We start from the raw sequence: 23,809 nt of genomic DNA, 5'->3' as shown, positions 1-23,809 counted from the left end.
GCTGGGGCGGAACCGGCGGATCGGCGTAGCGTGGCTTCCGTGAGCACCGCACGCCCCGACACGCTGCCCGCTGATCGCCCCGCCACCCTCGGCGAACTCAAGGCCTCCGGCCACGTCTACCGCGGGATCAAGGACGAACTCCGCAACAACCTGCTCGCCGCCCTGCGCGCCGACACGAACCCCTGGGACGGCATCCAGGGCTTCGACGACACCGTCGTCCCGCAGCTCGAACGCGCCCTCCTGGCCGGCCACGACGTCGTCCTGCTCGGCGAGCGCGGGCAGGGCAAGACCCGCCTGATCCGCACCATCGTCGGCCTGCTCGACGAGTGGACCCCCGTGATCGACGGTGCCGAGCTCGGCGAGCACCCGTACCACCCGATCACCCCCGCCTCGATCCGCCGCGCGGCCGAGCTCGGCGACGAGCTGCCCGTCGCCTGGAGGCACCGCGACGAGCGCTACTCGGAGAAGCTGGCCACGCCGGACACCTCCGTCGGCGACCTGGTCGGCGACGTCGACCCCGTCAAGGTGGCGCAGGGCCGCAGCCTCGGCGACCCCGAGACCATCCACTTCGGCCTCATCCCGCGGGCGCACCGCGGCATCGTCGCCGTCAACGAGCTCCCGGACCTCGCCGAGCGCATCCAGGTCGCCATGCTCAACGTGATGGAGGAGCGCGACATCCAGGTGCGCGGCTACACGCTGCGCCTGCCGCTCGACGTGCTGTTGCTGGCCAGCGCGAACCCCGAGGATTACACGAACCGCGGGCGCATCATCACCCCGCTCAAGGACCGCTTCGGCGCCGAGATCCGCACCCACTACCCGCTGGACCTCGAGGACGAGGTCGCGGTCATCGAGCAGGAGGCCGACGTGGTCGCCTCCGTGCCGCAGTACCTCACCGAGGTGCTGGCCCGGTTCACCCGCGAGCTGCGCGAATCGCCCGCCGTCGACCAGCGCTCCGGCGTCTCCGCCCGGTTCGCCATCGCGGCGCAGGAGACCATCGCCGCGGCGGCCCTGCACCGCGCGGCCGTGGGCGGCGAGGAGCTGCCCGTCGCGCGCCCCGTCGACCTGATGACGGTGCCCGACGTGCTGCGCGGCAAGGTCGAGTTCGAGGCCGGCGAGGAGGGCCGCGAGATCGCGACGCTCGTGCACCTATTGCGGCGCGCGACGGCCGAGACCATCGCCGAGTACCTACTGGGCGTCGACCTGGGGCCGCTCGTGGAGGCCATCGAGGCCGGCGGGCCCATCGTCACCGGCGACGACGTGACCGCCGCCGAGCTGCTGGAGAACCTGCCCGAGGTGCCCGTGCTGGCCGAGGTCTACCGCCGGCTCGAGGCCGAGACCCCGGGGGAGCGGGCCGCGGCCGCCGAGTTCGCGCTGGAGGGCCTGTACCTCGCCCGGCGGATCGGCAAGGAGTCCGACGACGAGGGCCAGACCGTCTATGGCTGATCGGTCCCGGCGCGGGAAGAGCACGCGGCGGGGGCATCTGGCCCGGTACCGCCGCTACACCGGCGGGCCCGATCCGCTGGCCCCGCCGGTGGACCTGCGCGACGCGCTCGACGAGATCGGCCGCGACGTCATGAGCGGCGTCTCCCCGCGCCGCGCCCTGCAGGAGTACCTGCGCCGCGGGAGCGAGAACCGCCGCGGCCTGGACAAGCTCGCCGAGCTGGCGAACCGTCGCCGGCAGGAGCTGTTGCAGCGCAACAACCTCGGTAAGACCTTCGACGACGTGCAGAAGCTGCTCGACGAGGCCGTGCTCGCGGAGCGCAAGGAGCTCGCGCGGGCGCTCGACGACGACGCGCGGTTCCAGGAGATGCGGATCTCGAACCTGCCGCCGTCGGCGGCGCAGGCCGTCCGCGAGCTGGGCGACTACTCCTGGCGCTCGCCGGAGGCCGCGCAGAAGTACGAGGAGATCCGCGACCTGCTCGGCCGCGAGCTGCTCGATCAGCAGTTCGCCGGCATCAAGCAGGCCCTCGAGGGCGCCACCGACGAGGACCGCGAGCAGATCCAGAAGATGCTCGACGACCTGAACACGCTGCTGGACAAGCACAACGCCGGCACCGCGACGCAGGACGACTTCGAGGAGTTCATGGCCGAGCACGGTCAGTACTTCCCGGAGAACCCGCGGAACATCGACGAGCTGATCGACGCGCTGGCCCAGCGGTCCGCCGCGGCGCAGCGGCTCTACAACAGCCTGACTCCCGAGCAGCGGGCCGAGCTGGAGGAGCTCTCGCAGGCCGCCTTCGGTTCGCCGCAGCTCTCCCAGGCGCTGAGCGATCTGACCGGCAAGCTCATGGATGCCCGGCCCGGCGAGGACTGGACCGGCAGCCAGGAGTTCGAGGGCGATTCCGGGATGGGGTTGGGGGATGCGACGCAGGCCATGCAGGACATCGCCGACCTGGAATCGCTCGCCGAGCAACTCAGCCAGCAGCACAACGGCGCCTCGCTCGACGACATCGACCTCGAGGCGCTGCAGCGGCAGCTCGGCGAGGAGGCCGTCGCCGACGCGCGCACGCTCGCCGAGCTGGAGAAGGCGCTGAAGGACCAGGGCTACTTCTCCCGCGATCCCGACGGGGCGCTGCGCCTGTCTCCCAAGGCGATCCGGCAGCTCGGCCAGTCGATCCTGCGGGACGTCGCGCACCGTCTGACCGCGCGTGGGGGCGAGCGCAACACCGCCCGCGCCGGCGCCACCGGCGAGGCGACCGGCGCGAGCCGGGAGTGGCGCTTCGGCGACACCGAGCCGTGGGACGCCACCCGCACGGTGCTCAACGGCGTGCTGCGGCAGGCCGCCTCGGGGGAGACGGGGCCGGTGACGCTGGACGCCAAGGACATCGAGGTCACCGAGACCGAGGCGCGCAGCCGCGCGGCCGTCGCGCTGCTCGTGGACACCAGCTTCTCCATGGTCATGGAGGGGCGCTGGCTGCCGATGAAGCGCACGGCGCTGGCTCTGCACCAGCTGATCTCGACGCGCTTCCGCGGGGATGACCTGGCGCTCATCGGTTTCGGGCGGTACGCCCGCACCCTCAGCGTCGGCGAGCTCACCGGGCTGGACGGGGCGTACGAGCAGGGCACCAACCTGCACCACGCACTCGCTCTGGCGCAGCAGCACTTCCGCTCGCACCCGAACGCGCAGCCGGTGCTGCTCGTCGTCACCGACGGTGAGCCGACGGCCCACCTCGAGCGGAACGGCGAGCCCTTCTTCGACTACCCGCCGCACCCCCGCACCGTCGCGATGACGGTGCGCGGGCTCGACGCCGTCGCCGCGCAGGGCGCGCAGATCACCGTCTTCCAGCTGGGCGACGATCCCGGGCTCACCCGCTTCCTCACGGCGGTGGTGCGCCGCGTGGGCGGGCGGCTGGTCTCCCCGGACCTGGACGGGCTCGGCGCCGCCGTCGTCGGCGACTACCTGGGCAACCGCACCCGACGCTAGATCGTCGCCGGGCGGCGCCGCAGGGGACCGGTGGAGCGCCTACTTGATCTGGACCTCGACGCCGCCCCAGAAGGCGAAGCCCTTCACCACGATCCGGGGACCGGTGGGATCGCCGGTCTGCGGGTTCTTGTGCTCGAAGGCGCCCATCACGCCCACACCCTCCACGTGCACGTTGGCGCCGCGCGGCAGGACGATCTTGATGCCGCCCATCACGGCGTAGGCGTTGAGCACCACGTCGCCCACGAGGAACGTGGCCTCGCGCAGGTCCAGCGTCACGCCGCCCCAGAACGCCGTCGCGGTGTGCTCCGGCCCGACCGCGACGGGGCCGCGCACCTTGGTCTCCGACATCACGGCCCACTTGGTGTCGCCCATGCGCGGCACCCCGGCCGGTGCCGTCGTCGGTGGGCGGTACGCGGGCGTCGCAGCGGCCGGGAGGTTCTGCACGGCGGGCAGGTCGACGACGAGGCGATCGAGATCGGCGAAGGTGCGCGCGGCCACCGCCTCCTGTGAGCGCTCCTCGTACTCGTGCAGATCGATCTGGCCGAGGCCCAGCGCCTCGGAGAGCATCTCGACGACGCGGTTGCGGTCGTGATCCGATGCCCGCAGGACGTCGCGGCGGAGGGGTTCGAGCTCGTCGGACATACCCCCGACTCTAGGGGATCGGGTCGGCCGTGCGCCTCCGAAAACCGGTCGATACCGCCCCGGAACGCGATCGTCCCCCGGTCCGAGGAACCGGGGGACGATCGGGTCGCCGCTGGGCGGCGGTGGTGGGGCGCTCGCGTCAGAGCAGGCGGCCGACCACCGGGAGGCGCTTGAGCAGCAGCGCGATGCCCGAGGGCTGGCCCTTCTTCGGGGCCGCCTTCTGCTCGGCCTTCGCGACATCCTTCGACGGAGCCTTCGCGTCCGCGTTCGCCTTCGGCGCGGCCTTCGCGTCCGACGTGGCGGCCGGCTTCTTCGCGTCGATCGAAGCGGGCGCCCTGCCCTTCGAGGCGGCGTCCTTCTGTGCGGCGATCGGGGTGATCTTGGCCTCCGACGCCTTGACCGGCGCCTTCTTCGCGGCGGCCGGCTTGGCGGCGGGCTTGGTCGCGGCCGGCTTCGCGGCGGCGGGCTTCGCGGCGGCGGGCTTCGCGGCCGTGGTCTTGGCGGCGGGCTTGGCGGCGGGCTTGGCGGCGGACTTCGCCGGCGCCTTCTTCGCGGGGGCCTTCTTGGCGGGTGCGGCCTTCTTCGCGGCCGGGGTGGTCTTGCCGGCGGTCGACTTCTTCGCCGGGGCGGCCTTCGTGGCGGCGGGCTTCTCGGCGGCGGGCTTGGCAGCCGCGGGCTTTGCGGCAGCGTCCTTCGCGGCGGGCGACGCGGCACCGTCGAGGCCGAGCACGGCCCAGGCGTCCTCCCACGCGGCCACGGCGTCGGCGGTCACGGCGAGGTTGGTGTTGGCGGTCAGCGCCTTGCCGGGGTTCTTGCCCTCCCACGCGGCGGCGAGCTTCGCCACGTGCGCGGCGTAGTCGGCGGCCGGGGCGAGCGCGATCGGCGCACCGTCGGACAGATCGACCAGGGCCCAGGCCGTGACGGGGGCCTTCGCGGTGGCCTCGCTCTTGCGGGCCTGCCACGAATCACCGGTGGTGGCCTTGACGCGGAGCGTCTCGGTGCGGCCGTCGGTCGCGGTCACGGTGACGAGCGTGGTGTTGCCCTTCGTGGTCACCTCTGCCTTGCCCCCGCGGGCCTCAACGGCAGAGACGAACACCTCGACGGCGCGCTGTGCGGCGGTCTGAGCCATGGGTCTCTCCTGGGTTCGGTTCGCTGCGCGCCGTACAGCGCGCAGCTCGTGGCTTCATTAACCCATGAGTAGTTTCGCGAACCCAAGCCGAAACGGGCGTCACACGCGTAATGTGACCGGGTCGTGCGTCACATTCGTCAGGTGAGAAGGAACGCGATCAGCATGATCGCCGGGATCGAGAGCACCGTTGTGATAAGGCCGGAATCTCGCGCGAGGATCACGCCGCGGTTGTACCGCAGGCCGTAGACCAGCACGTTCTGTGCCGTGGGGAGGGCGGCGGTCACCGTCTGCGCGAACAGCGCATGGCCGGATTGGCCGAACAGGAAGCGCGCCATCGCCCAGGCCAGCACCGGCATTGCGATCATCTTGAGCACGGTGGCCAGCGCGATGTCCCGACGCGGGGCCTCGCCCTTCTGCAGCACCCGCACGCCGCCGAGCGAGAGCCCGAAGACGATCAGCGCCATCGGGACGGAGGCGTCGCCGAGGAGCTTGACGGGGCTCATCACCCAGTCCGGCGGGTGCCAGCGGGTCAGCGAGATCGCGAGCCCGATCAGCGCGCCCACGACGATCGGGTTGAGCAGCGGCGTGGCCACGGTCCGCCACAGCGGCAGCTTCGGGCCGGTCCGCTCGCGCGCCTCGGCGATGTCGAGCATCGTCAGCGCGATCGTCGAGAAGACGAGGATCTGGAACAGCAGCAGCGGCGCGACGTACGAGGTGTCGTGCAGCACGAAGACCGCGATCGGGATGCCGAGGTTCGACGAGTTCACATAGCTGGAGGCCAGTGCACCGATGGTCGCGTCGCCCATCCTGCGGCGCCAGAAGACCCGGACGATCACGTAGTACACCGCGGCGATCGCCAGTGCGGACCCGGCGCTGACCCACAACCGCGAGCTGAACAGCACCGTGACATCCGTGGTGGCCAGTGCATGCAGGAGTAGGGCGGGCGTGAGCAGGTAGAAGACCAGCAGCGACAGCTGCTTCTCCGGCTGCTCGCCCAGCACCTCGAGCCGGCCGAGCAGCCAGCCCGCCGCGATGATGATCGCGATCACGGCGAAGCCGGCCAGTACGGAGGTCATGGGCCGAAAGGTTACGCGACCGAAGTATCGCCGCCGAGAGCTGCTGCGGGTTGCACGTGACGAAACCGGGCTGATTTCGAGTCAGAACGGCGTATGCCCATTCTGGCCCGAAAACAGCCCGGTTTCGTCACGCGGCTACTTCTTGGAGGAGTACGGGAGCAGCGCCATCTCGCGCGCGTTCTTCACCGCGTGCGCCAGCTTCCGCTGATCCTGCGGCGAGAGCCGGGTCACCGCGCGGGAGCGCAGCTTGCCCCGCTCGTTGAGGAAGGTGCGCAGGTAGGTGACGTTTTTGTAGTCGAGAGCGCCTTCAGGGACGCGGACGAGGCCGCGCCGGGAGGCCGCGATGCGGACCGGTTTACGCGCCATCACCAGCTCGACTTCCGGACGCCGGGCAGCTGACCGTCGTGCGCCATCTGCCGCACCCGCACGCGGGAGAGGCCGAACTTGCGCAGGTGCCCGCGCGGGCGGCCGTCGGCGGCATCGCGGTTGCGCACCCGGGTGGCCGAGCCGTCGCGCGGCAGCTTCGCCAGCGTGCGCACGGCGTCGGCCCGCTCGTCGGGGTCGGTCGACGGGTGTGCGATGAGCCGCTTGAGCTCGGCGCGACGTTCCGCGTGCCGCGCCACCAGGGCCTTGCGCCGCTCGTTGGCGGCGATCTTCGCCTTGGTCGCCATCAGCGCTCCTCGCGGAAGTCGACGTGCTGCCGGATCACCGGATCGAACTTGCGCAGCACCATGCGGTCGGGGTCGTTGCGACGGTTCTTGCGGGTCACGTACGTGTACCCGGTGCCGGCGGTGGACTTGAGCTTGATGATCGGTCGGATCTCGTTGCGGGCCATTTACAGCTTCTCCCCTCGGGACAGGATCTCGGCGACGACCGCGTCGATGCCGCGGCGGTCGATGGTCTTGATGCCCTTCGTGGACACCCGCAGCACGACGGTGCGTCCGAGCGAGGGCACGTAGTAGCGGCGGCGTTGGATGTTCGGGTCCCAGCGGCGGTTCGTGCGCACGTGGCTGTGCGAGACCCGCTTGCCGAAGCCGGGTGCGCGACCCGTGACCTGGCAGTGTGCGGACATGGTTCTCCTTCTTGCGAACGGTTGTCGATAAGGTAACGTACTAGAAATGGGAATCATTTCCAATAGAACTCCGGTCCTGCTCCTGACCGGGTTCGGCGAGCAGGAGCGCGCGCTCGAGCTGGCCGAACCCGGCACCGTCGTCGTGCACCACGACCTCTCCGGCCTGCGCGAGGGACTCGTCGTGCGGTCGGAGACCACGTTCCGGCCCGACCTGGTCGCCGAGGAGCGCGTCGCCGTGCTCGAACTCGCGCACGGCTGCGTCTCGTGCACGCTGCGCGAGGACCTGCTGCCGCTGCTGCGCACGCTGCACCGCCGCGCCGGCGTGCGCCGGATCGTCGTGCGGCTGGACCCGATCCTCGAGGCCGAGGCGGTGCGGCACGCGATCGAGCACGTGGTGGTGGAGATGGTCGGCGCGGTGCCCGGCCCGGCCGCGCGCGACGTCGAGGTGGTCGGCGTGATCGGCTTCGTCGACGGACCGACCTGGCTCGCCGACGCACTCGGCGAGGAGGACCTGGGGGAGCGTTACGGCGTTCCCGACGACGACGAGCGCACCGTCGCGCAACTGGCCGTCGGGCACGTGCAGAGCGCCGGGCTGCTGGTCGTGACCGGCGACAGCCCCGACCCCGCCCGCCTGCGCGCCGTACTGCGCCGCCTCGCGCCCGGCGCGCCGATCGCCCGCGAGCGCGTGCCCCTGGAGAAGCTGCTGCCGCGCGTGGCCGCGCCGCGCCCGGCGATCGAGCCCTTCGGCCCGCTGTTGCCCGGCTGCCCGCCGCTCGAGCCCGACGGTGACGTCGCCCTGGTCGAGTTCAGCGCCCGCCGCCCGCTGCACCCCGGCCGGTTCCACGAGGCCATCGACGTGCTGCTCGACGGTGTCGTCCACGCCCGTGGGCACATCTGGCTCGCCACCCGGCCCGACGAGGCCTTCTGGCTCGAGTCCGCTGGGGCGGGGCTGCGCGTCGGCGCGGCCGGACGGTGGCTCGCCGCCGGGGGAGAGGGTTCGCCCGAGCGTTGGGCGATCGCGTCGGCGGCGTGGGACGAGACGCACGGGGACCGTCGGACCGACCTGGTGGTGCTCGCCGCCGGGGCCGACCCCGCGCAGATCGCCGACACGCTGCGCTGGGCCGAGCTGACCCCGCAGGAGCTGGCGGCCGGCCCCGCCGAGTGGGCCGGCTGGCACGACCCGTTCGGCGAGATGCACGCCGACCCGTGTGAGGACCTCGCCGCGCCCGCGGCCGAGACCGAGATCGATGAGGAGATGTCATGAAGCAGGGAGTCCATCCCGAGTACCGTCCGGTCGCGTTCCAGGATTCGTCGACGGGAAAGGTCTTCCTCACGCGCAGCACCGCGACGTCGGAGCGGACCGTCGAGGTCGACGGGGTCACGTATCCGCTGATCGTGGTGGACGTGACCAGCGACTCGCACCCGCTGTGGACGGGTAAGCAGCGCGTGATGGACACCGCCGGCCGCGTGCAGAAGTTCCAGGAGAAGTACGCGCGTTTTGGCGGGCGGGCCGCGGGACGGTAGACTTCAGTGCTTGTGACGTTGGAAGCCTCCTGGGCTCGCGTCGAGAGCTTTTTTCGTCAAGACCGATAGGAAGAATCATGGCTGTACCGAAGCGCCGTATGTCGCGGGCGAACACGCATGCTCGTCGCTCGCAGTGGAAGGCGAACAACCCCGAGCTGCAGGCCGTGCAGGTCGGCGGCCGCACCCACCTGGTTCCGCGTCGCCTCGTGCGCGCCGCGAAGCTGGGCCTGGTCGATCTCGATCGCCGCTAAGCTCCACTGATCTTTCCCCGAGAGCGGGTCGGCCCTGTGCCGGCCCGCTCTTGAGGTGTATCTGAAGGAGCCGTCGTGTTGCTCGCGGTGCTGAACTACGCAGGCATCGCGGTTTTCGCTGCCTCCGGTGCGTTGATCGGCGTCCGCAAGCGGCTCGACCTCTTCGGGGTGTGGACCCTCGCGGCGCTCACCGGCGTGGGCGGTGGCGTCGCGCGCGACGTGCTGCTGGGCATCCACCCGCCCGCCTCGTTCCAGGGCTGGGAGAACATCACCGTCGCCTCGATCGCGGCGGCCTTCGTGTTCGTCTTCCACCCGCAGTTCGGCCGGCTCCGCAACTCGGTGCTCGTCCTCGACGCCGTCGGCATGGGCGTCTTCTCCGCGACCGGCGCGCTCACGGCGCTGCATCACGACGCGTCGCCCTTCGCCGCCGCGCTGATCGGCATCACCACCGCGCTCGGCGGCGGCGTGCTGCGCGACATCCTGGTCAACGAGGTACCGCTGCTCATCCAGGAGCGCGACCTCTACGCCATCCCCGCCCTGACCGGCGCCGTCGCCACCGTCGTGGCCGCGCAATGGGGCGCGACCGATGCGCGCTCCCTGCTGGTGGGCGCCGTGCTCGCCTCGGGGTTCCGGCTGCTGGCGCTGTGGCAGGGCTGGCGCGTGCCCGTCGCGCCCGAGGACGTGCTCGGCCGGGCCCTGCGCGCCTGCAAGCGCTTCCTCCGTCCCTGACGGGACGAGGCCGACGCTCGGGGCCGGGTGAGGACACCGCGGGGCCGGGTGAGGACGCCGCGGGGCTCGGGTGAGGTCGACGCGGGGCTGGGTGAGGTCGACGCGGGGTCGAGGCCGCTCGGCGGCTGCGCGGGGCTCAGGCCACCCGGCTGCCGTGGGCTCGCTTGGCCTCGTACATTGCGCGGTCGGCCTCCTCGAGCAGCGAGCCGAGCATGGAGGCACCGTCGGCGATGCCCCGGGCGAGGCCGACGCTGGCGCGCACGGGCGTCTCGGACGGGTCGAAGAGCCGCTCGCCGAGATCGGCGGGGAGCCGCTCGGCGACGACGGCGAACTCGTCGCCGCCGAGGCGCGCGACGAGCGCGTCGGGTCCGGCGGCGGCCTGCAGCCCGCGAGCCACCCGGCGCAGCAGTTCGTCGCCCGCGGCGTGCCCCTGCGTGTCGTTGAGCTGCTTGAACCCGTCCAAGTCGACGACGGCGACCGTCATCGCGCCGGACCAGCGCCGGCAGTCCTGGGTGAGACCGCGGCGGTTGAGCAGGCCCGTGAGCTCGTCGAGCCGGGCGAGCTGGGCGGCGGAGGCGGCGTGCAGGGCGAACTGCTTCTTGCCCGCGTACACCACCCAGCCGGTGATGAGCAGGGCCAGCACCAGGGTGGCGGCGCCGGTGACGAGCACGCCGGTGCTCACGTCGCCGCGGAGCGCGCCGCCGGTCACGGCGATCGCCAGGGCCAGCGTCATCACGGCGCCCTGGACCGACATGGCGACCCGCCCGTGATAGACGCAGACGTAGCTGGCGGTGGCCACGAGCCAGGCGAGTTTGAGGAAGGCGACGCCCGTGGTGGTGACCACGAACAGGCCGGTGGTGATCACCACATCGCAGTACAGGACGTAGCCGAGCGACTCGACGTAGCTCACCGGGCGCCGCATCAGGTAGCGCACACCCCACGCGAAGCCCGGCAGCGAGAGCGAGAGGCACAGCAGCGGGATCGTCGACATGCCCTCGAAGGCGAGTGCGATGGCGGCCGCGGCGATGAGCGTGACGCTGCCCGCCGTGACGTACGCGACGGGCCGCCGCAGCCCCACCCGTGCCAGCAGTTCGACGTTGTCGGCGTAGACCCGAGCGCCGTCAGCAAAGGTACGCTTGACAAAGGAGGTCGTCGTGATCACGCACGGACTGTAATCGTTTCAAGAATGTGTGGCGAACAGCGCATGCCTGTTCGCTCTCGGCCAAGCACCCCTTAAGCCAATTCACACCCGAGTTCGGTAAGACTGTGGACTATGCGAATTCTGGTGGTCGACGACGATCGTGCGGTACGGGAGTCCCTGCGTCGCTCGCTGACCTTCAACGGGTACCAGGTGGACACCGCCGTCGACGGGCAGGACGCCCTCGATCACATCGCGAGCAACCGCCCCGATGCGCTGGTGCTGGACCTGAACATGCCCCGGATCGACGGCCTCGAGGTGTGCCGCCGCCTGCGCAGCGCGGGCGACGACCTGCCGATCCTCGTGCTCACGGCCCGCGACGCGGTGAGCGACCGCGTCAGCGGCCTCGACGCGGGCGCCGACGACTACCTGCCCAAGCCCTTCGCGCTGGAGGAGCTGCTGGCCCGGATGCGCGCGCTGCTGCGCCGCGCCGCGCCCGACACGGGCGCCGACAACGAGGTGCTCCGCTTCGAGGACCTCAGCCTCGACCCGGCCACCCGCGAGGTGGTGCGCGGCGAGCGGAACATCAGCCTCACCCGCACCGAGTTCAGCCTGCTCGAGATGCTCATGAGCAACCCGCGCCGCGTGCTCACCCGCAGCCGCATCCTCGAGGAGGTGTGGGGCTACGACTTCCCGACCTCGGGCAACGCGCTGGAGGTGTACGTCGGCTACCTGCGGCGCAAGACCGAGGCGGACGGCGAGAGCCGCCTGATCCACACCGTGCGGGGCGTCGGCTACGTCCTGCGCGAGACCCCGCCGTGATGCGATGACGGCGCCCAGGCACGCACGGCCGGAGGCCAGGGACAGGCAGGTCCGGGACCGGCGCGCCGCGTCCGACCCGGGCGTGCGGCGCCCCATGCGCGATCCCAACCCGATCACCCGCAACGTGAGCTTCCGCTGGCGCGTCACGCTGCTGGCCGCGGCCGTCGTGGGCATCACCGTGGCGCTCATGGCGGCGTCGGCGTTCTTCGTGGTCAAGCGCGCCATGTACGCGGACGTCGACAACCGGCTGCAGCAGCAGGTGGACTCGGTCGCGCCGGCGATGAGCTCGCCCGTCACGCAGTTCACCACCGTGATGATGATGCTGATGTTCCGGCCGGACATGTCCGTCAACCGCACGATGGTCGTCTACCCCGACGGGACGCCGTACCACTCGGGCCCGTCCGGCCAGGTGCCGATCGGCGACGAGGAGCGGCAGGTGATCTCGGGGGAGCGCGCCGAGTCCCGCCGCTCGGTCGGCGACACCCGCGTGATGGCGCGCCGCCTCGACAACGGCGTCACCATCATCGTCGCCGAGGACCTCACCCCGACGAAGAACCTGCTCAGCGAGCTGGGCACGGTGCTGGTGGTGGTCGGTGCCTGCGGCATCGTGCTCGCCGCCATCGCGGGCACCGCCGTCGCGCGCGGCGGCCTGCGACCCGTGCAGCGGCTCACCGAGGCCGCCGAACGGGTGGCTCGCACGGACGATCTCGCGCCGATCCCCGTGGTCGGCCGCGACGAGCTCGCACGCCTGACCACGAGCTTCAACACCATGCTCCGCGCGCTCGCCGACTCCCGCGATCGGCAGGCCCGCCTCGTCGCGGACGCCGGCCACGAGCTGCGCACCCCGCTGACCAGCCTGCGCACCAACGTCGAGCTGCTGGTCGCGGCGAACCAGCCGGGCGCGCCGCCGATCCCCGAGGCCGATATGAAGGAGCTCTCCGACGACGTGCTGGCGCAGGTCGAGGAGCTGACCACGCTGGTCGGCGACCTCGTCGACCTGGCGCGAGAGGATGCACCCGAGGCGGTCAACGAGGAGGTCGACCTCGAGGAGATCCTGCAGAAGGCGGTCGAGCGCGTCGAGCGCCGCCGCCCGACGGTCCGCTTCGACGTCACGAGCGCGCCCTGGTACGTCTACGGCGACAACGGCGGCCTGGGCCGCGCGGTGGTCAACGTGCTCGACAACGCCGCGAAGTTCTCGCCCGACGGCTCGGTCGTCACGGTCGAGCTCGCCGAGATCGGCGTCGCCCGCGCCGCGCTGACCGTCGCCGACAGCGGCCCCGGCATCCCGGAGGAGGACCGCGAGCTGGTCTTCGAGCGCTTCTACCGGTCGATGTCCAGCCGCTCGATGCCCGGCTCGGGCCTGGGCCTGGCGATCGTCAAGCAGGTGGTGGAGCGGCACGGGGGCTCCGTCGCGGTCGGCTCGGCCGACGGTGGCGGCGCGCTGGTGCGCCTGGAGATCCCCGGCAGCCCGGTCGCGGGCGGCCGCGCCCCGCAGGTGGTGCAGCGCGAACCCCGCCTGCGCCTGCTGCGGGGGAAGTGAAGGAGCCGCTGCGGGCACGTGAGGGAAGTCGCTTCCGGGGAAGTGACATTCTGCTCACAGGCACTTCACAGCAGGCGTATGCAGTGTGGGCGGGACGAAGACGAAGGAGGGGGCTCCATGACCGAGGGTCCGCAGTATCCCTATCAGCAGGGACAGCAGCCGGGGCACCAGCCGGCGCCGTCCGGCCAGCAGGGGCAACCGGGGCAGTACCGCCCCACACAGCAGTACCCGTACCCCGGCGGACCGTCGGGCTACCCGGCGCCGGGCGGGCTGCCCACCGTGACCACCACGCCGCCGGCGGCCCGCGGGCCGCGCCTGGGCGCGCTGGTGGCCCTCGGGGTGGCGATCGCGCTGGTCGCCTCGCTGCTCTCGGTCACCGGCGCGTACCTGGTGTGGGGCGGGGAGAACTCGGCGTCGACGGTGACGGTCAGCGGGGGCGACGCGCCGCCGGTGGTCAAGGGGTCGGTGCAGGACGTCGCGCAGGGCGTGCTGCCCGCGGTCGTCTCGATCGACAACCAGGCGGCCACCAGCGAGTCCTCGGGATCGGGCGTGGTGATCACCACGGACGGCAAGATCGTGACGAACAACCACGTGATCGCCGGCAACGGCAAGCTGACGGTCTCCTTCTCCGACGGCAGTGTGAGCCCGGCGGTCGTGGTGGGCGCGGACCCCGTCACCGACCTGGCGGTGATCCAGACCGACAAGCGCGACGTCAAGCCGCTGACCCTCGCCGACAGCAGCAAGCTGACGGTGGGCCAGGAGGTCGTCGCGGTCGGCGCCCCGCTCGGGCTGGCCGGCACGGTCACCAGCGGCATCGTCTCCGCCCTGAACCGTCCGGTGGCCACCAGCGGCAAGGACTCCGATCAGGCCACGGTGGTCAACTCGGTGCAGACGGACGCGGCGATCAACCCCGGCAACTCGGGCGGCGCCCTGGTGGACATGACCGGCCGCCTGGTGGGGATCAACTCGTCGATCGCCACGCTCGGCGGCTCGCGCCTGACGGGACAGCAGAGCGGCAGCATCGGCCTGGGCTTCGCGATCCCCGCGAACCTGGTGCAGCGGATCACCAAGGAGCTGATGGAGTCGGGCAAGGCGGAGCACGCCGCGGCAGGCGTCACCGTGACGATGGACTCCTCGGTGAGCCGGCCCGGCGCCGTGGTCGCGGAGGTCTCGCCGACGGGCGGCTTCGGGCGCGCCGGGATCCCCAAGGGCGCGATCGTGACCAAGGTGGACGATCTGCGGATCACCGACGGCTTCGGATTGATCGGGGCCGTGCGCGCGTATCCGCCGGGGACTACCGTGACCGTTACCTACCTCGATAGCCCGAGTAGTACGAGTCCGGTGACCACGAAGGTGACGCTCGATAAGTTGGACCGATGACACGAGGAGTGGACATGACCGCGGAGATCAGCCAGAGCCGAGCAGCGAGCCCCGAGTGGCTGGAGGACGAGGCCCTGGACGCGCCGGTGATCGATGATTCGGTGCTGGACGTGGCCGGCGTGAGCGGCCGGGCCCTCGTCATCGTCGTCGACGATCACCTGCAGCCCGGCGCCTCGCGCGCGAGCGGCGCGGGCAAGTCCGTCGGCTCGCTGGTGACGGAGCTGCTGGAGGAGGCGGGCTTCGAGGTGGACGCCGTGGTCGTCGTCCCCGCCGAGGAGGTGGACGTGCGCAACGCGCTCAACACCGCGGTGATCGGCGGCGTCGACCTGGCCGTGACCATCGGCGGCGTGGGCGTGGGCGCGCGCGACGTCACGCCCGAGGCCACCGAGGAGATTCTCGACAAGAAGCTGCCCGGCATCTGCGAGGCGCTGCGCTCGTCCGGCCTGGCAGCCGGCGCGACCGACGCGGGACTCTCGCGCGGCCTGGCCGGGGTGTCCGGCAGCACGGTCGTGGTGAACCTGGCGAGCTCGCGCGCCGCGATCCGCGACGGGATGGCCACCCTCACCCCGCTCGCGACCCACGTGATCCGGCACATCGCCGGCGGCGACGACCAGGCGCGGTGACCGACACGCCCGGCGAGCCGGCGCCCCGCAAGTACTCCGCGCGCGACATCGCGCGGATCTTCGGGGACGTTCTGCCCGCGCAGACCAAGGACGATCTGCCCGACGATGCCGCACCCCGCCCGGGTGTGGCATCGCCCGTTTCCGGGTCCGACGGTGACCCGACGGAGCGGTGGTACCGGGAGAACCGTCCGCCGCATCACGGTGGCTGAAAATTCCCTTAGCCCGGCAAAACTGCAGGTAGTGTGACTGAAGACACAGACCTTGTGATGGAACCATTGGGTTACGGCTCTGGGTTATCTGAGTGAACTCTCAGACGTAGCCCACCCTAACTTCAGCCCTGGTAGGCGGGCTGATTCTGTGAGCGCAACCTAAGAAGCCCAGGTCGGCGCCCCGCGGAAAGATTCACTATCGTTATCAACAATTTCGCGAACTCACCATTTGTGAAGATCGAAACCGTTGCGCCCGCTTGAAACCTGAGGATATGCTTCGCCGGAACCGAAGGTCAGTGAGGACTTCCGGGGAACCGATAGTGACGTCCGGGCCGAAAGAACTGCTCGGAGTCGGCATGGTGGCTGATCGGGCCACTGCGTTGATGCTCCTACCGGAGCGTCGCGCCAAGATTCCTGGTGAGGGGAACGAATGAGCAAGATGAGCAAGGTTGCAGGGCGCGCTGGCGTCGCTGCGATCGCGGTTGCCGCGGCCGCCACGGTCGCTGCTGGATCGGCGAACGCCGGCCCGCTGCCCAGTGGCCAGAAGACCGTCCCGGCACCCGCGGGCTGGAGCGTCGTCCTGAAGTCGACGGGTAACTCGTCGGCGATCCAGGGCTCGCTGGCCACCGCACAGTCGCGTACCGCGTGGTACACCTCGAACGGCTCCGTCACGGTGAAGGCGCCGGCCGACGCGAAGGACATCCAGGGCAAGCTCGGCGTCGGAGTCATCGTGGGCTGCCAGTTCCCCGGCCAGATCGGCGGCGGAGTCTCTGTCACCGGTCCCGGGGCGGGCCTCAGCTCAGACGGCCCGAGTGCGAGCCTCGGTGGCGTTGGCGCTGACGTGTCGATCCCTTTGACCCCGGGCGCGACGTCGAGCGTCAGCGGCTTCGGCCGCACCGATCAGCTCGGCTCGACCGACTCGATCAAGTTCACCAAGGCCGGCACTTACAACGTGTCGATCAAGGACCAGAACATCGACATCAAGCACTGTTCGGGCTACGCCCAGGCGCGCGTCGTGACCTGGGTCGAGATCAAGGGCAGCAACCGCATCCAGGGCTTCCTATACGGCGCGCCGTTCTCGCTGGGCTGATCCACCGACCGACTGACTCTCTTGCTCGCCCCGCGGGGGCGACGATTCCCGAAGGAATGCCATTTCAATGAAGAACATCGCGATCCGTGGCGCCGCCGTCGCCGCCGCGGCCGGCGTGGCGCTCGGCGTCCTCTCCACCGGTGCGGCCAACGCCGACACCTTCATCCCGCTTCCCAACGACAGCACGACAAACAAGATCGGTGACGGTTCGGTCACTGTGAGCATCACCAACCAGAGCGCCAAGCTCTCTCCCGGTATGGTGGCTCTGCCCACCACCCGCAATGCGTGGGTCTCGGGTGTCGTGACCGCCACCGTCAACGGCGGCAAGGCCGACGGCGGCTCGATCCAGGCCGGCTACGCCGTGGGCTGCCAAATCGACGTGGGCTCTGCGGGCGTCACTGCGGGCGTCACGGGTGACACCGGCGCGAGCGTCGGCTTCAACGGCCCCACGATCGAGCCGAAGGTGACCGCAAAGACCGGCGCCTCGATCAAGCTTGCCGCGGGCAGCATCGGGACCCAGATGCTGACCTACGACCGCGCTACCTGGCCAGAGGCTGGCGACGAGGTCTCCCCGGATTGGGCTGACCCGAGCACCAGCTTCAAGTTCAAGGGCAAGTCGGGCTCGCTCGCGTTCACTGAGCAGACCATCGGCGTCGACGGCTGCGCCGGCTATGCGCAGGCCCGCTTCTTCGCCAAGGTGAAGACCAAGGTCGGCAACACTCAGGGCACCACGATCCTGTGGAGCAAGCCCTTCACGCTGGGCTGATCTCATTGCACACCAAAGACGGTGTCCACTCGGGCACCGTCTTTCGTGTCTCATCAGATTGGTACGAACGTACAAAATGGGCACGGCGCCGCCCGATGCGTACGCGACCTCCGGGCGCTGCATTAGTCCTCACGGAAGCTGACACCATGAATACGAAGGCCATTTCTCTCACCGCGATCGTGTCTGCCGCCGCGCTCGCTATCACCCCCATCTCCGGTGCGATCGCCGCGACGTCTGCGCCGGCGACCGCCCCGGCCGTCGTGGTCGCGAGCTCGACCGTAACGCCCGCGGCTGTGCTCAAGAACGTCGCCGCGGCCCCGGCCGCCGCGACCGTTCCCGCTGCGCTGGGCGCCTTCGTCGTGGTCACCGACGAGGCGGTCCAGGGGGCTACGGCCGCCGCGTCGACCGCGACCGCCCAGGCCGCCGCCATCGAGCTGCCGACGGTGCCGCAGTCCGTGACCGACATCCTCAACGTCGCCGGCCTCCCGGTGCAGGCCGTGTACCGCGTCCTGCAGACCAGTCAGGGCGTGTACACCATCTGGTACAAGATGCTAACGTCTGTGCCGCGTGCGATCTTCAAGGGCGAGTTCGGTTCGGTCCCCACTTTGTTCCAGACGGCCATTGCGGACTCGCTGACCTGGATCGCGACCGGTTCGGGCCCGAAGGTCCCCACGGTGCCCGAGACCGCCGCTACAGCTTCGACTGAGGCTGCCGCCGCGCCCAACCCGATCACCGCCGGGCTCGACGTTCTGGGCATCCCGGTCGCGACCGCCTTCGCGGGTGGCCAGGCCGCGCTATCGATCTACAAGAGCTTCTACGGGCTGCTGACCTCGGTGCCGCGTGCGGTCTTCCAGGGCAAGTTCGGTGACGCCGTGAACCTCGTGGCGGACGCGGTTTCGAAGTCGGTCACAACGATCGTCGAGTTCCCGGGCGCGCAGATCAAGGCGGCCTCGGCCAAGATCGACGCGCTGGTCGCGTCCCTGACGCCGGCTGTTAAGGCGTCGACCGTCACGTCGGATCCGGTGGCGCGGACCTCTGTCGCCGGCACTGATGAGCTGGCATTGGTGACGGCACCGGCGGGCACCGCGACGGGCGAGCAGAAGCCTGCGGCGGAGAAGGCGAAGCCCGTCGCAGAGACGGCGAAGCCGACCATCGAAGTTGCTAGTCCCGTCGCTGAGACCGCCAAGCCGGTCGTCGTTGAGACGCCGAAGCCCGCCACGTCGAAGCCGGCCACCTCGAAGCCCGCCGCGGAGCCGACGGTGACCGAGCCGTCCGAGCCGACGCAGTCGGAGACGCCTGCCGAGCAGTCGAAGCCGACCGTCGAGTCCAAGCCCAGCGCTGAACCCAAGGCCGAGGCATCGAAGTCGGCGGCCGAGGCGACGCCCGATGCGGAGCCGACACCGGCCGCCGAGTCGGGCGCGAAGCCGGATTCGTCACAGTCGGCGGAGGGGAGTACGTCGACGGGTGGCAGCGCCGAGTAGGGCGGTCCTCTCCACCATCATGCATCGCGCGTCCCGGCCTCGCCGGGGCGTGCGATGCGCTTTTCTGCATCATCGCGGCCTCCGCGTTTGCAGATACTGAGTTGTGCAGGCGTTCGTGTCGGACCACCGGCTCGAGGGCGCGAAGGTTCCGACCACAGCCGCAGGTGTCGAGCAGGCCGCCACGCCGACCGGTGAGCAGACGACCTCCTCGAAGCCGGGCGGTACGCAGCAGAGCGTGGCGACCGGGACGTCGGCCAAGGTCGACGTGTTCGGCATCGATCTCTCGCCGAAGCCGTCGAAGGGCGCTACGCCGAGCGATGACGCCGAACCCGATGCGACAGATCGCGGTTTGGGCGCCGGCGCCGGTGATGACGCGAACCGAGATTCTGATTTGCGCTCTGAAACCCTTCGGGGCGCCTCAGAAAGTGCCTATTCTGTTACAGCTTCTCGTCAGTGTTAACTCAGCGTTTCCATGGGTGTTTTGGGCGGTTTCCGGCTGATAGCTTCCCTCTCAATCGTCGACGAAGCACAGTCGGCGTATTGAAAGGACTGGGTACATGACCCTGAGAATCTCTATTTCCGCGGCGGCGTTCGCCGCTGCTGGCGCTGTGACCGTCGCGCTGCTCGCTCCCGCCACCGCGGGCGCCGATACCGTGATCCCGTTGCGGGACGCCTCGCAGTCGGTTAAGGCTGGTTCCGGCACGATCACTATCACGGTCAAAGGGCAGCGAGCCAAGCTGTCGCCCGGCATGGTCGCCTTGCCCACCACCCGGAACGCGTGGGTGTCGGGAACGGTGAGCATCAAGGTTTCGGGTGCGGATGCGGACGGCGGCTCGATCGAGGCCGGCTACGCGGTCGGCTGCCAGGTCGACGTGGGTGACGCGAGCCTGGATCTCGGAGCCGGTGTCGAGTCCGGGGCCACCGTCGGCGCTGGTGGCGGAATCACGCCGTCGGTCTCGGGCACCACTGGTGGTTCGATCAAGCTCGCGGCAGGCTCGATCGGCACGCAGTCGCTAACCTACGACCGTGCGACCTGGCCCACGCCGGGCGACGAGGTCGCGCCCGACTGGTACGCCCCGTCTACAAGCTTCGACTTCACGGGCTCGAGCGGCAGCTTCACCTACAGCGACCAGACGATCGGTGTCGACGGCTGCGCCGGGTATGCGCAGGCCCGCCTGTATGTCATCGCTAAGGCGCAGGTCGGCAACGGGAAGGGTACCGTGATCCTCTGGGGCGACCGCTTCTCGCTCGGCTGAGGCGAGTCGACCGCATCGTCAGACCTGGAAGCGAAAGCCGGCCTCCCCGTGCGGGGGAGGCCGGCTTTCGCCGTGGGGAGCTCGGATCAGGGCTGCTGCGGCTTCTGCGAGGGGAACTGGCCCGTCGGCGGCAATGCCGAGTGCGCGCCGCCCTGCGGCTGCGAGGCCTGCGCGGCGAGCAGGTCGCGGATCTCGACGAGCACGTCCACCTCGTCCTCGGTGGCCGGGCCGCTGGCGCGCTTCTTGAGGGTCTCGTACGGGAGGATCAGCACGAAGTAGACGACCGCCGCGACCAGCACGAAGTTGATGGCCGCTGAGATCACGGCGCCGAAGTCGACGATGGTCTTGTCGTTGCCGTCCACGATCTGCCAGGCGAGGCCCTGGATGTCCTGGCCGCCGCCGATCGACGCGATGAGCGGCTCGACGATGTTGTCCGTGAATGCGGTGACGATCGCGGTGAACGCGGCACCGACGACAACGGCGACCGCGAGGTCGAGCACGTTGCCCTTGAGGAGGAAGTCCTTGAATCCCTTGAGCATGTTGGTCGTCCTTCGTGAGGTTGTAACGCCAGTGACGCGTGTGGCAATTTCGGACTTATGCTAGCCGTATGAACCGAATCCGCGCAGTGGACGCGGGCGTTTCGGCCGGTGTGATCTTCGCCGTCGGCGGCCTGGCCGCCGGTTGGTTCGGGATCGAACGCGCCGTGCCCACGCCGCACACCCCCGTGAGCGACTCCGCCTATCGTGTCGGGAATCCGTACCAGGGCGTCGAATTCCGCGCGCCGACGGGGTGGGAGAAGGTGCCGTCCGGCCGGGCCGATGTCACCCGGTTCGTCCATCCCAGCGGCAGCTCCTTGTCCGTGCGGCTGACGACCGGGATGACCGATTTCGATTCGGCCGCCCCGCGCCGGCTGCGCGAGTTCGAGGTGGGCGGCGTCGAGGCCCGCTTCACCGGGGAGATCCGCGGTGCGCAGTTCAGCGGCCGCAGCTGCACCGCCTCCGGCGGGGGCCGGGCGGGGGAGTGCGCGGTCGTCGGCAGGGACACGCTGTTGGTCACCGTGCTCACGCTGCGCGGCCCCGACGGTGCCGCACCCGACGTGCCCGCGCTCGTGCAGAGCATGCGGGAGGTCTGATGCGCGCACGGACGACGACGATCTCCTTCTGGGTGTTCGTGGCAGGGCTGCTGTGCGGCGGGTACGTGCTCGCGCGCGACCTCGTGCCCCGGCTCGCCGACTCCGGCGCGGCCCTCGCCGTGGCCGCACCCATCATCGTGATCGCGGCGGCACTGATCGCGGTGATCATCTGGGCGCTGGACCGCTCGCACGCGCAGGTGCGCAGCGCCTGGGCGCTCGCCTTCGCCTGGGGCGCGATCGGCGCGTGCGGGCTCGCCCTGCAGGTCAACGGCTTCGCCTCCGACGCCGTGAGCGACGTCCTCGACGACCCCGGCGCCACCGTCTGGGGCGCCGCCCTGATCGGGCCGCTGGACGAGGAGACGATCAAGGGCGCCGGCGTCGCCCTGCTGCTGGTGATCTTCCGCGACCGGCTGCACCGCCCCCTGCAGATCTTCGCCGTCGGCGCGTTCGCCGGCCTCGGCTTCCAGGTGGTCGAGAACCTGTCCTACGCGATCACTTTCGCGCTGCGCGACGCCCAGTCCGATGCCCGGGGCGCGCTCACCGTGACGCTGCTGCGCGCGCTCTTCGGTTTCCAGTCGCACTGGGTCTACACCGCCTTCTTCGCGCTGGGGCTCGCGCTGCTGCGCAGGCGTCCGGCGCTGGCCGCGGTGGCCGTGGCGCTGTCGTACCTGATGCACTTCTGGTGGAACGCGCCCAGCGGCGAGAACCCGCTCGTCGTCTTCGGGCTCATCGTGCTCAAGTGCGCCGTCACGGTGACGCTGCTCGGCCTCGCCTGGTGGTGGATGATCGTCGAGCAACGGCGGTGGCTGCAGGGCGCCATCCGCACGCCGGAGGCGGCGAAGCTCGCCCCTCCCGCGGAGCTGGCAACCCTGCCCACCCGCGCCCAGCGCCGCGCGGGCGAGGAGTACCTGCGCTACTACTACGGGCCCGCCGCAGCCCAGGTCGCGCGGCAACGCCAGACGTGGCTGATCCGCGAGCTCACCGACCGCGTGGGCTGAGCTCACCGGAACACCACCGAGAGAGGGGAACTGAGCGCCGCGGCCGCCACCGCGTGCGCCTCGGACTCGGACATCGCCAGCATCGCGGTGCGGGCCTGCTGCCGGCCGGCCTGCGCCGCCGGCGCCACGGCCACCGTCGCCGAGCGGGCCAGGACCGCGGGCGCATCGTCCTTGCGCTGCGCCACCACGTCCACCACATCGCCCGGTCGCAGCAGGTCCATCGTGGCCGAATCCTGCAGTGAGACGGGGACCAGGCGCGCGCCCGGCCGGATCTGCCCGGCCGTGCGGTCGGTGAGAACCCGCCGCCCCGTGAGGATCTCGCCGGCGCCGACGGGGCCCGTCACCGATCTGCCGACGGCGTCGTCGGCCGCGTCGAGGGCGTCCTGCGGCGCCAGCTCCGCCGGGACGGTGCGCACCGCGACGTCCTCGGCGGTGAGCTTGCCGCCCGGCCCCAGTTCGCGCGCGGCCACGAGGACCTGCGCCTGTGGCCCGCTCGGCCGGCTGGTGAGAGCCACGACGAGCGCGAGGAGGGCCAGCGCCGCGGCGGCGGCCCGGCGCGCCGTCAGCGTGCGGGCCCACCCCGGCCGCAGCGCGGCCCGGATCCGTTCCGCCCCGGTCGGTTGCAAGGAGTCCATGCCCGCACGCTACGACGGCGGACCGTCGGGAAACGCCCGGCGTGAGGGCACCTGTGGATAACCCCGAACCTGTGGAGGAAGCGGCCGATCAGGCCTTCGGATCCTTGTAGTAGACGATCTGGTGCGTGGTCGCCAACAGCGCGCCGTTCCGGCCCCAGACCTGCGCGTACTGGTCGAAGTGCCCGTGCCCGAAGCGGGCGCCGCGGGCCTGGCCGAGGAGGTAGTCGTCGCCCTGCTCGGCGAGTTCCGTGGGGCTCGCGTGGAAGTAGGTGGTCAGCGAGATCGTCCCGGCGGGCAGGTAGGTGCCGCGGCGCAGGAAGACGCGGGGGAAGAAGGCATCGGTGATCGACGCCAGCGCCGGGTAGTCCAGCGGGCGGGCCGGCTTGTCGCGCAGCCACAGCGTGCTCACCGACGAGTCCTGCTCGCCCTCGATGTCCAGGCTGCCCTCGATGAACCGGGTCTCGTAGTTCTTCGCCCACTCGATGAACTCGGGGAAGGGGACCTCGGGGTAATCCTCCGGAGCGCCGACCTGCGGGAAGGCGATCTCCGTCGCGCCCCAGGTGTCGCGACGGGTGCCGAACACCGCGGTCCCCGAGGCGACGGCACCGTCGCCCTGATCGATCAGGAAGGTGAAGTGCTGATTGGTGCGGTTGGTGCGCAGCACCGTGATCGCGATGTCCCACGGGCCGTTGCCGATGGGCGCGGCGTAGTTGATCGTCAGGCTCAGCGGGTGGCCCTGCGCCTCCGGATGCGCCTGGAGTGCGGCGACCACCGTCGCGGCGGTGATCCCGCCGAACGGGCCGACCATGTTGTTGTAGGCCGGGTGCGTGTGGGCGCGGAAACCACCGTCGATCGGCTCGAGGGCCGCCGCCTCATCGAAAACGTGCGTCAT

29 protein-coding genes are annotated in these 23,809 nt (G+C 70.7%); 18 read left to right on the top strand and 11 right to left on the bottom strand.

What is annotated here, in order from left to right; translation table 11 throughout:
- Window positions 1-39 precede the first annotated feature (39 nt).
- Window positions 40-1,443: a sigma 54-interacting transcriptional regulator gene (locus BLQ62_RS19195; RefSeq protein ID WP_068564585.1), complete on the top strand. Its 1,404-nt coding sequence runs from the start codon at window positions 40-42 to the stop codon at window positions 1,441-1,443.
- Entirely contained in the window at window positions 1,436-3,424 is a 1,989-nt protein-coding gene (locus BLQ62_RS19190; protein ID WP_068564587.1) for a vWA domain-containing protein, read from the top strand. Before BLQ62_RS19195 ends, BLQ62_RS19190 begins: the two co-directional genes overlap by 8 nt.
- Window positions 3,425-3,463: 39 nt before the next feature.
- Here BLQ62_RS19190 and BLQ62_RS19185 read toward each other — a convergent pair whose 3' ends face one another.
- The 7 genes from BLQ62_RS19185 to rpmB form a co-directional block, all read right to left on the bottom strand.
- Window positions 3,464-4,066 carry a DUF1707 SHOCT-like domain-containing protein gene (locus tag BLQ62_RS19185; protein WP_068528366.1) on the bottom strand — a complete coding sequence of 201 codons (603 nt, stop codon included), beginning with the start codon at window positions 4,064-4,066 and terminating at the stop codon, window positions 3,464-3,466.
- 139 nt (window positions 4,067-4,205) lie between these two features.
- Complete coding sequence (locus BLQ62_RS24030) at window positions 4,206-5,195, bottom strand: hypothetical protein (protein WP_068564588.1); 990 nt, start codon at window positions 5,193-5,195, stop codon at window positions 4,206-4,208.
- 137 nt (window positions 5,196-5,332) lie between these two features.
- A complete protein-coding gene (locus BLQ62_RS19175; RefSeq protein ID WP_068564590.1) occupies window positions 5,333-6,271 on the bottom strand; it encodes an AEC family transporter in 939 nt (312 codons plus the stop codon).
- A 135-nt stretch (window positions 6,272-6,406) separates the two neighbouring features.
- Complete coding sequence (rpsR, locus tag BLQ62_RS19170; RefSeq protein WP_068528377.1) at window positions 6,407-6,637, bottom strand: 30S ribosomal protein S18; 231 nt, start codon at window positions 6,635-6,637, stop codon at window positions 6,407-6,409.
- On the bottom strand, window positions 6,637-6,942 hold the full coding sequence (gene rpsN, locus BLQ62_RS19165) for a 30S ribosomal protein S14 (RefSeq protein ID WP_068528380.1): 306 nt from the start codon (window positions 6,940-6,942) through the stop codon (window positions 6,637-6,639). Before rpsN ends, rpsR begins: the two co-directional genes overlap by 1 nt.
- Window positions 6,942-7,106, bottom strand: a complete 165-nt coding sequence (gene rpmG, locus BLQ62_RS19160; RefSeq protein WP_068528382.1) for a 50S ribosomal protein L33 — start codon at window positions 7,104-7,106, stop codon at window positions 6,942-6,944. The genes rpsN and rpmG overlap by 1 nt, the downstream gene beginning before the upstream one ends.
- Complete coding sequence (rpmB, locus tag BLQ62_RS19155; RefSeq protein ID WP_068528384.1) at window positions 7,107-7,343, bottom strand: 50S ribosomal protein L28; 237 nt, start codon at window positions 7,341-7,343, stop codon at window positions 7,107-7,109.
- A gap of 46 nt (window positions 7,344-7,389) precedes the next feature.
- Here rpmB and mrf point away from each other — a divergent pair, with 46 nt between their 5' ends.
- From mrf to BLQ62_RS19135, 4 genes are all read left to right on the top strand, one after another.
- Window positions 7,390-8,607: a ribosome hibernation factor-recruiting GTPase MRF gene (mrf, locus tag BLQ62_RS19150; RefSeq protein WP_068564592.1), complete on the top strand. Its 1,218-nt coding sequence runs from the start codon at window positions 7,390-7,392 to the stop codon at window positions 8,605-8,607.
- On the top strand, window positions 8,604-8,867 hold the full coding sequence (locus BLQ62_RS19145) for a type B 50S ribosomal protein L31 (RefSeq protein ID WP_068564594.1): 264 nt from the start codon (window positions 8,604-8,606) through the stop codon (window positions 8,865-8,867). Before mrf ends, BLQ62_RS19145 begins: the two co-directional genes overlap by 4 nt.
- Window positions 8,868-8,944: 77 nt before the next feature.
- The gene (gene rpmF / locus BLQ62_RS19140) at window positions 8,945-9,118 is read left to right on the top strand and encodes a 50S ribosomal protein L32 (RefSeq protein ID WP_013127873.1); all 174 of its coding nucleotides are present in this window, start codon (window positions 8,945-8,947) and stop codon (window positions 9,116-9,118) included.
- A gap of 75 nt (window positions 9,119-9,193) precedes the next feature.
- A complete protein-coding gene (locus BLQ62_RS19135; RefSeq protein ID WP_068528390.1) occupies window positions 9,194-9,847 on the top strand; it encodes a trimeric intracellular cation channel family protein in 654 nt (217 codons plus the stop codon).
- A 136-nt stretch (window positions 9,848-9,983) separates the two neighbouring features.
- On the opposite strand, the gene BLQ62_RS19130 is transcribed toward BLQ62_RS19135, so the two are convergent.
- Window positions 9,984-11,009 carry a GGDEF domain-containing protein gene (locus BLQ62_RS19130; RefSeq protein ID WP_068528393.1) on the bottom strand — a complete coding sequence of 342 codons (1,026 nt, stop codon included), beginning with the start codon at window positions 11,007-11,009 and terminating at the stop codon, window positions 9,984-9,986.
- A gap of 111 nt (window positions 11,010-11,120) precedes the next feature.
- On the opposite strand from BLQ62_RS19130, the gene BLQ62_RS19125 reads away from it, so the two are divergent.
- The 10 genes from BLQ62_RS19125 to BLQ62_RS19085 all read left to right on the top strand — a co-directional run bounded on the left by BLQ62_RS19125 (window position 11,121) and on the right by BLQ62_RS19085 (window position 20,152).
- The gene (locus BLQ62_RS19125; RefSeq protein WP_068528395.1) at window positions 11,121-11,807 is read left to right on the top strand and encodes a response regulator transcription factor; all 687 of its coding nucleotides are present in this window, start codon (window positions 11,121-11,123) and stop codon (window positions 11,805-11,807) included.
- A gap of 94 nt (window positions 11,808-11,901) precedes the next feature.
- Window positions 11,902-13,347 carry a HAMP domain-containing sensor histidine kinase gene (locus BLQ62_RS19120; RefSeq protein WP_068528398.1) on the top strand — a complete coding sequence of 482 codons (1,446 nt, stop codon included), beginning with the start codon at window positions 11,902-11,904 and terminating at the stop codon, window positions 13,345-13,347.
- Between the two features lie 117 nt (window positions 13,348-13,464).
- Window positions 13,465-14,727: a S1C family serine protease gene (locus BLQ62_RS19115; RefSeq protein ID WP_068528402.1), complete on the top strand. Its 1,263-nt coding sequence runs from the start codon at window positions 13,465-13,467 to the stop codon at window positions 14,725-14,727.
- Window positions 14,724-15,350, top strand: a complete 627-nt coding sequence (locus tag BLQ62_RS19110) for a MogA/MoaB family molybdenum cofactor biosynthesis protein (protein WP_082756250.1) — start codon at window positions 14,724-14,726, stop codon at window positions 15,348-15,350. The genes BLQ62_RS19115 and BLQ62_RS19110 overlap by 4 nt, the downstream gene beginning before the upstream one ends.
- On the top strand, window positions 15,347-15,559 hold the full coding sequence (locus tag BLQ62_RS19105; RefSeq protein WP_068528407.1) for a hypothetical protein: 213 nt from the start codon (window positions 15,347-15,349) through the stop codon (window positions 15,557-15,559). Before BLQ62_RS19110 ends, BLQ62_RS19105 begins: the two co-directional genes overlap by 4 nt.
- Window positions 15,560-15,989: 430 nt before the next feature.
- On the top strand, window positions 15,990-16,649 hold the full coding sequence (locus tag BLQ62_RS19100; protein ID WP_068528408.1) for an MspA family porin: 660 nt from the start codon (window positions 15,990-15,992) through the stop codon (window positions 16,647-16,649).
- A 67-nt stretch (window positions 16,650-16,716) separates the two neighbouring features.
- Window positions 16,717-17,415 (top strand): MspA family porin, encoded by a 699-nt coding sequence (locus tag BLQ62_RS19095; protein ID WP_068528411.1) that lies wholly within the window; start codon window positions 16,717-16,719, stop codon window positions 17,413-17,415.
- 146 nt (window positions 17,416-17,561) lie between these two features.
- Window positions 17,562-18,896, top strand: coding sequence for a hypothetical protein (locus BLQ62_RS19090; protein WP_114653481.1), 1,335 nt, complete (start codon window positions 17,562-17,564; stop codon window positions 18,894-18,896).
- A gap of 103 nt (window positions 18,897-18,999) precedes the next feature.
- The gene (locus BLQ62_RS23530; protein ID WP_133298823.1) at window positions 19,000-19,356 is read left to right on the top strand and encodes a hypothetical protein; all 357 of its coding nucleotides are present in this window, start codon (window positions 19,000-19,002) and stop codon (window positions 19,354-19,356) included.
- Between the two features lie 97 nt (window positions 19,357-19,453).
- Entirely contained in the window at window positions 19,454-20,152 is a 699-nt protein-coding gene (locus tag BLQ62_RS19085; protein WP_068528415.1) for an MspA family porin, read from the top strand.
- 86 nt (window positions 20,153-20,238) lie between these two features.
- On the opposite strand, the gene mscL is transcribed toward BLQ62_RS19085, so the two are convergent.
- Window positions 20,239-20,691, bottom strand: coding sequence for a large-conductance mechanosensitive channel protein MscL (gene mscL / locus BLQ62_RS19080; protein WP_068528418.1), 453 nt, complete (start codon window positions 20,689-20,691; stop codon window positions 20,239-20,241).
- A 68-nt stretch (window positions 20,692-20,759) separates the two neighbouring features.
- On the opposite strand from mscL, the gene BLQ62_RS19075 reads away from it, so the two are divergent.
- Window positions 20,760-21,284: a hypothetical protein gene (locus BLQ62_RS19075; protein WP_133298824.1), complete on the top strand. Its 525-nt coding sequence runs from the start codon at window positions 20,760-20,762 to the stop codon at window positions 21,282-21,284.
- Window positions 21,284-22,282, top strand: a complete 999-nt coding sequence (locus BLQ62_RS19070) for a PrsW family intramembrane metalloprotease (protein ID WP_068564597.1) — start codon at window positions 21,284-21,286, stop codon at window positions 22,280-22,282. Before BLQ62_RS19075 ends, BLQ62_RS19070 begins: the two co-directional genes overlap by 1 nt.
- 2 nt (window positions 22,283-22,284) lie before the next feature.
- On the opposite strand, the gene BLQ62_RS24395 is transcribed toward BLQ62_RS19070, so the two are convergent.
- Window positions 22,285-22,917: an SAF domain-containing protein gene (locus BLQ62_RS24395; RefSeq protein ID WP_068528427.1), complete on the bottom strand. Its 633-nt coding sequence runs from the start codon at window positions 22,915-22,917 to the stop codon at window positions 22,285-22,287.
- Window positions 22,918-23,005: 88 nt separating this feature from the next.
- The gene (locus BLQ62_RS19060) at window positions 23,006-23,809 is read right to left on the bottom strand and encodes an acyl-CoA thioesterase (RefSeq protein WP_068564599.1); all 804 of its coding nucleotides are present in this window, start codon (window positions 23,807-23,809) and stop codon (window positions 23,006-23,008) included.

The organism is Tsukamurella pulmonis (assembly GCF_900103175.1).
Lineage (GTDB): Bacteria > Actinomycetota > Actinomycetes > Mycobacteriales > Mycobacteriaceae > Tsukamurella > Tsukamurella pulmonis.
Note: the sequence above shows the minus strand (reverse complement) of the source record. Positions and strands in the feature narration are given on the sequence as shown.

Excerpts from the sequence above, each read along its gene's own strand:
- BLQ62_RS19190 (WP_068564587.1), top strand. The coding sequence starts at position 1,436 with ATGGCTGATCGGTCCCGGCGCGGGAAGAGCACGCGGCGGGGGCATCTG.
- BLQ62_RS19185 (WP_068528366.1), bottom strand. The coding sequence starts at position 4,066 with ATGTCCGACGAGCTCGAACCCCTCCGCCGCGACGTCCTGCGGGCATCG.
- BLQ62_RS24030 (WP_068564588.1), bottom strand. The coding sequence starts at position 5,195 with ATGGCTCAGACCGCCGCACAGCGCGCCGTCGAGGTGTTCGTCTCTGCC.
- BLQ62_RS19175 (WP_068564590.1), bottom strand. The coding sequence starts at position 6,271 with ATGACCTCCGTACTGGCCGGCTTCGCCGTGATCGCGATCATCATCGCG.
- rpsR (WP_068528377.1), bottom strand. The coding sequence starts at position 6,637 with ATGGCGCGTAAACCGGTCCGCATCGCGGCCTCCCGGCGCGGCCTCGTC.
- rpsN (WP_068528380.1), bottom strand. The coding sequence starts at position 6,942 with ATGGCGACCAAGGCGAAGATCGCCGCCAACGAGCGGCGCAAGGCCCTG.
- rpmG (WP_068528382.1), bottom strand. The coding sequence starts at position 7,106 with ATGGCCCGCAACGAGATCCGACCGATCATCAAGCTCAAGTCCACCGCC.
- rpmB (WP_068528384.1), bottom strand. The coding sequence starts at position 7,343 with ATGTCCGCACACTGCCAGGTCACGGGTCGCGCACCCGGCTTCGGCAAG.
- mrf (WP_068564592.1), top strand. The coding sequence starts at position 7,390 with ATGGGAATCATTTCCAATAGAACTCCGGTCCTGCTCCTGACCGGGTTC.
- BLQ62_RS19145 (WP_068564594.1), top strand. The coding sequence starts at position 8,604 with ATGAAGCAGGGAGTCCATCCCGAGTACCGTCCGGTCGCGTTCCAGGAT.
- rpmF (WP_013127873.1), top strand. The coding sequence starts at position 8,945 with ATGGCTGTACCGAAGCGCCGTATGTCGCGGGCGAACACGCATGCTCGT.
- BLQ62_RS19125 (WP_068528395.1), top strand. The coding sequence starts at position 11,121 with ATGCGAATTCTGGTGGTCGACGACGATCGTGCGGTACGGGAGTCCCTG.
- BLQ62_RS19120 (WP_068528398.1), top strand. The coding sequence starts at position 11,902 with ATGCGCGATCCCAACCCGATCACCCGCAACGTGAGCTTCCGCTGGCGC.
- BLQ62_RS19115 (WP_068528402.1), top strand. The coding sequence starts at position 13,465 with ATGACCGAGGGTCCGCAGTATCCCTATCAGCAGGGACAGCAGCCGGGG.
- BLQ62_RS19110 (WP_082756250.1), top strand. The coding sequence starts at position 14,724 with ATGACACGAGGAGTGGACATGACCGCGGAGATCAGCCAGAGCCGAGCA.
- BLQ62_RS19100 (WP_068528408.1), top strand. The coding sequence starts at position 15,990 with ATGAGCAAGATGAGCAAGGTTGCAGGGCGCGCTGGCGTCGCTGCGATC.
- BLQ62_RS19095 (WP_068528411.1), top strand. The coding sequence starts at position 16,717 with ATGAAGAACATCGCGATCCGTGGCGCCGCCGTCGCCGCCGCGGCCGGC.
- BLQ62_RS19090 (WP_114653481.1), top strand. The coding sequence starts at position 17,562 with ATGAATACGAAGGCCATTTCTCTCACCGCGATCGTGTCTGCCGCCGCG.
- BLQ62_RS19085 (WP_068528415.1), top strand. The coding sequence starts at position 19,454 with ATGACCCTGAGAATCTCTATTTCCGCGGCGGCGTTCGCCGCTGCTGGC.
- mscL (WP_068528418.1), bottom strand. The coding sequence starts at position 20,691 with ATGCTCAAGGGATTCAAGGACTTCCTCCTCAAGGGCAACGTGCTCGAC.
- BLQ62_RS19075 (WP_133298824.1), top strand. The coding sequence starts at position 20,760 with ATGAACCGAATCCGCGCAGTGGACGCGGGCGTTTCGGCCGGTGTGATC.
- BLQ62_RS19070 (WP_068564597.1), top strand. The coding sequence starts at position 21,284 with ATGCGCGCACGGACGACGACGATCTCCTTCTGGGTGTTCGTGGCAGGG.
- BLQ62_RS24395 (WP_068528427.1), bottom strand. The coding sequence starts at position 22,917 with ATGGACTCCTTGCAACCGACCGGGGCGGAACGGATCCGGGCCGCGCTG.
- BLQ62_RS19060 (WP_068564599.1), bottom strand. The coding sequence starts at position 23,809 with ATGACGCACGTTTTCGATGAGGCGGCGGCCCTCGAGCCGATCGACGGT.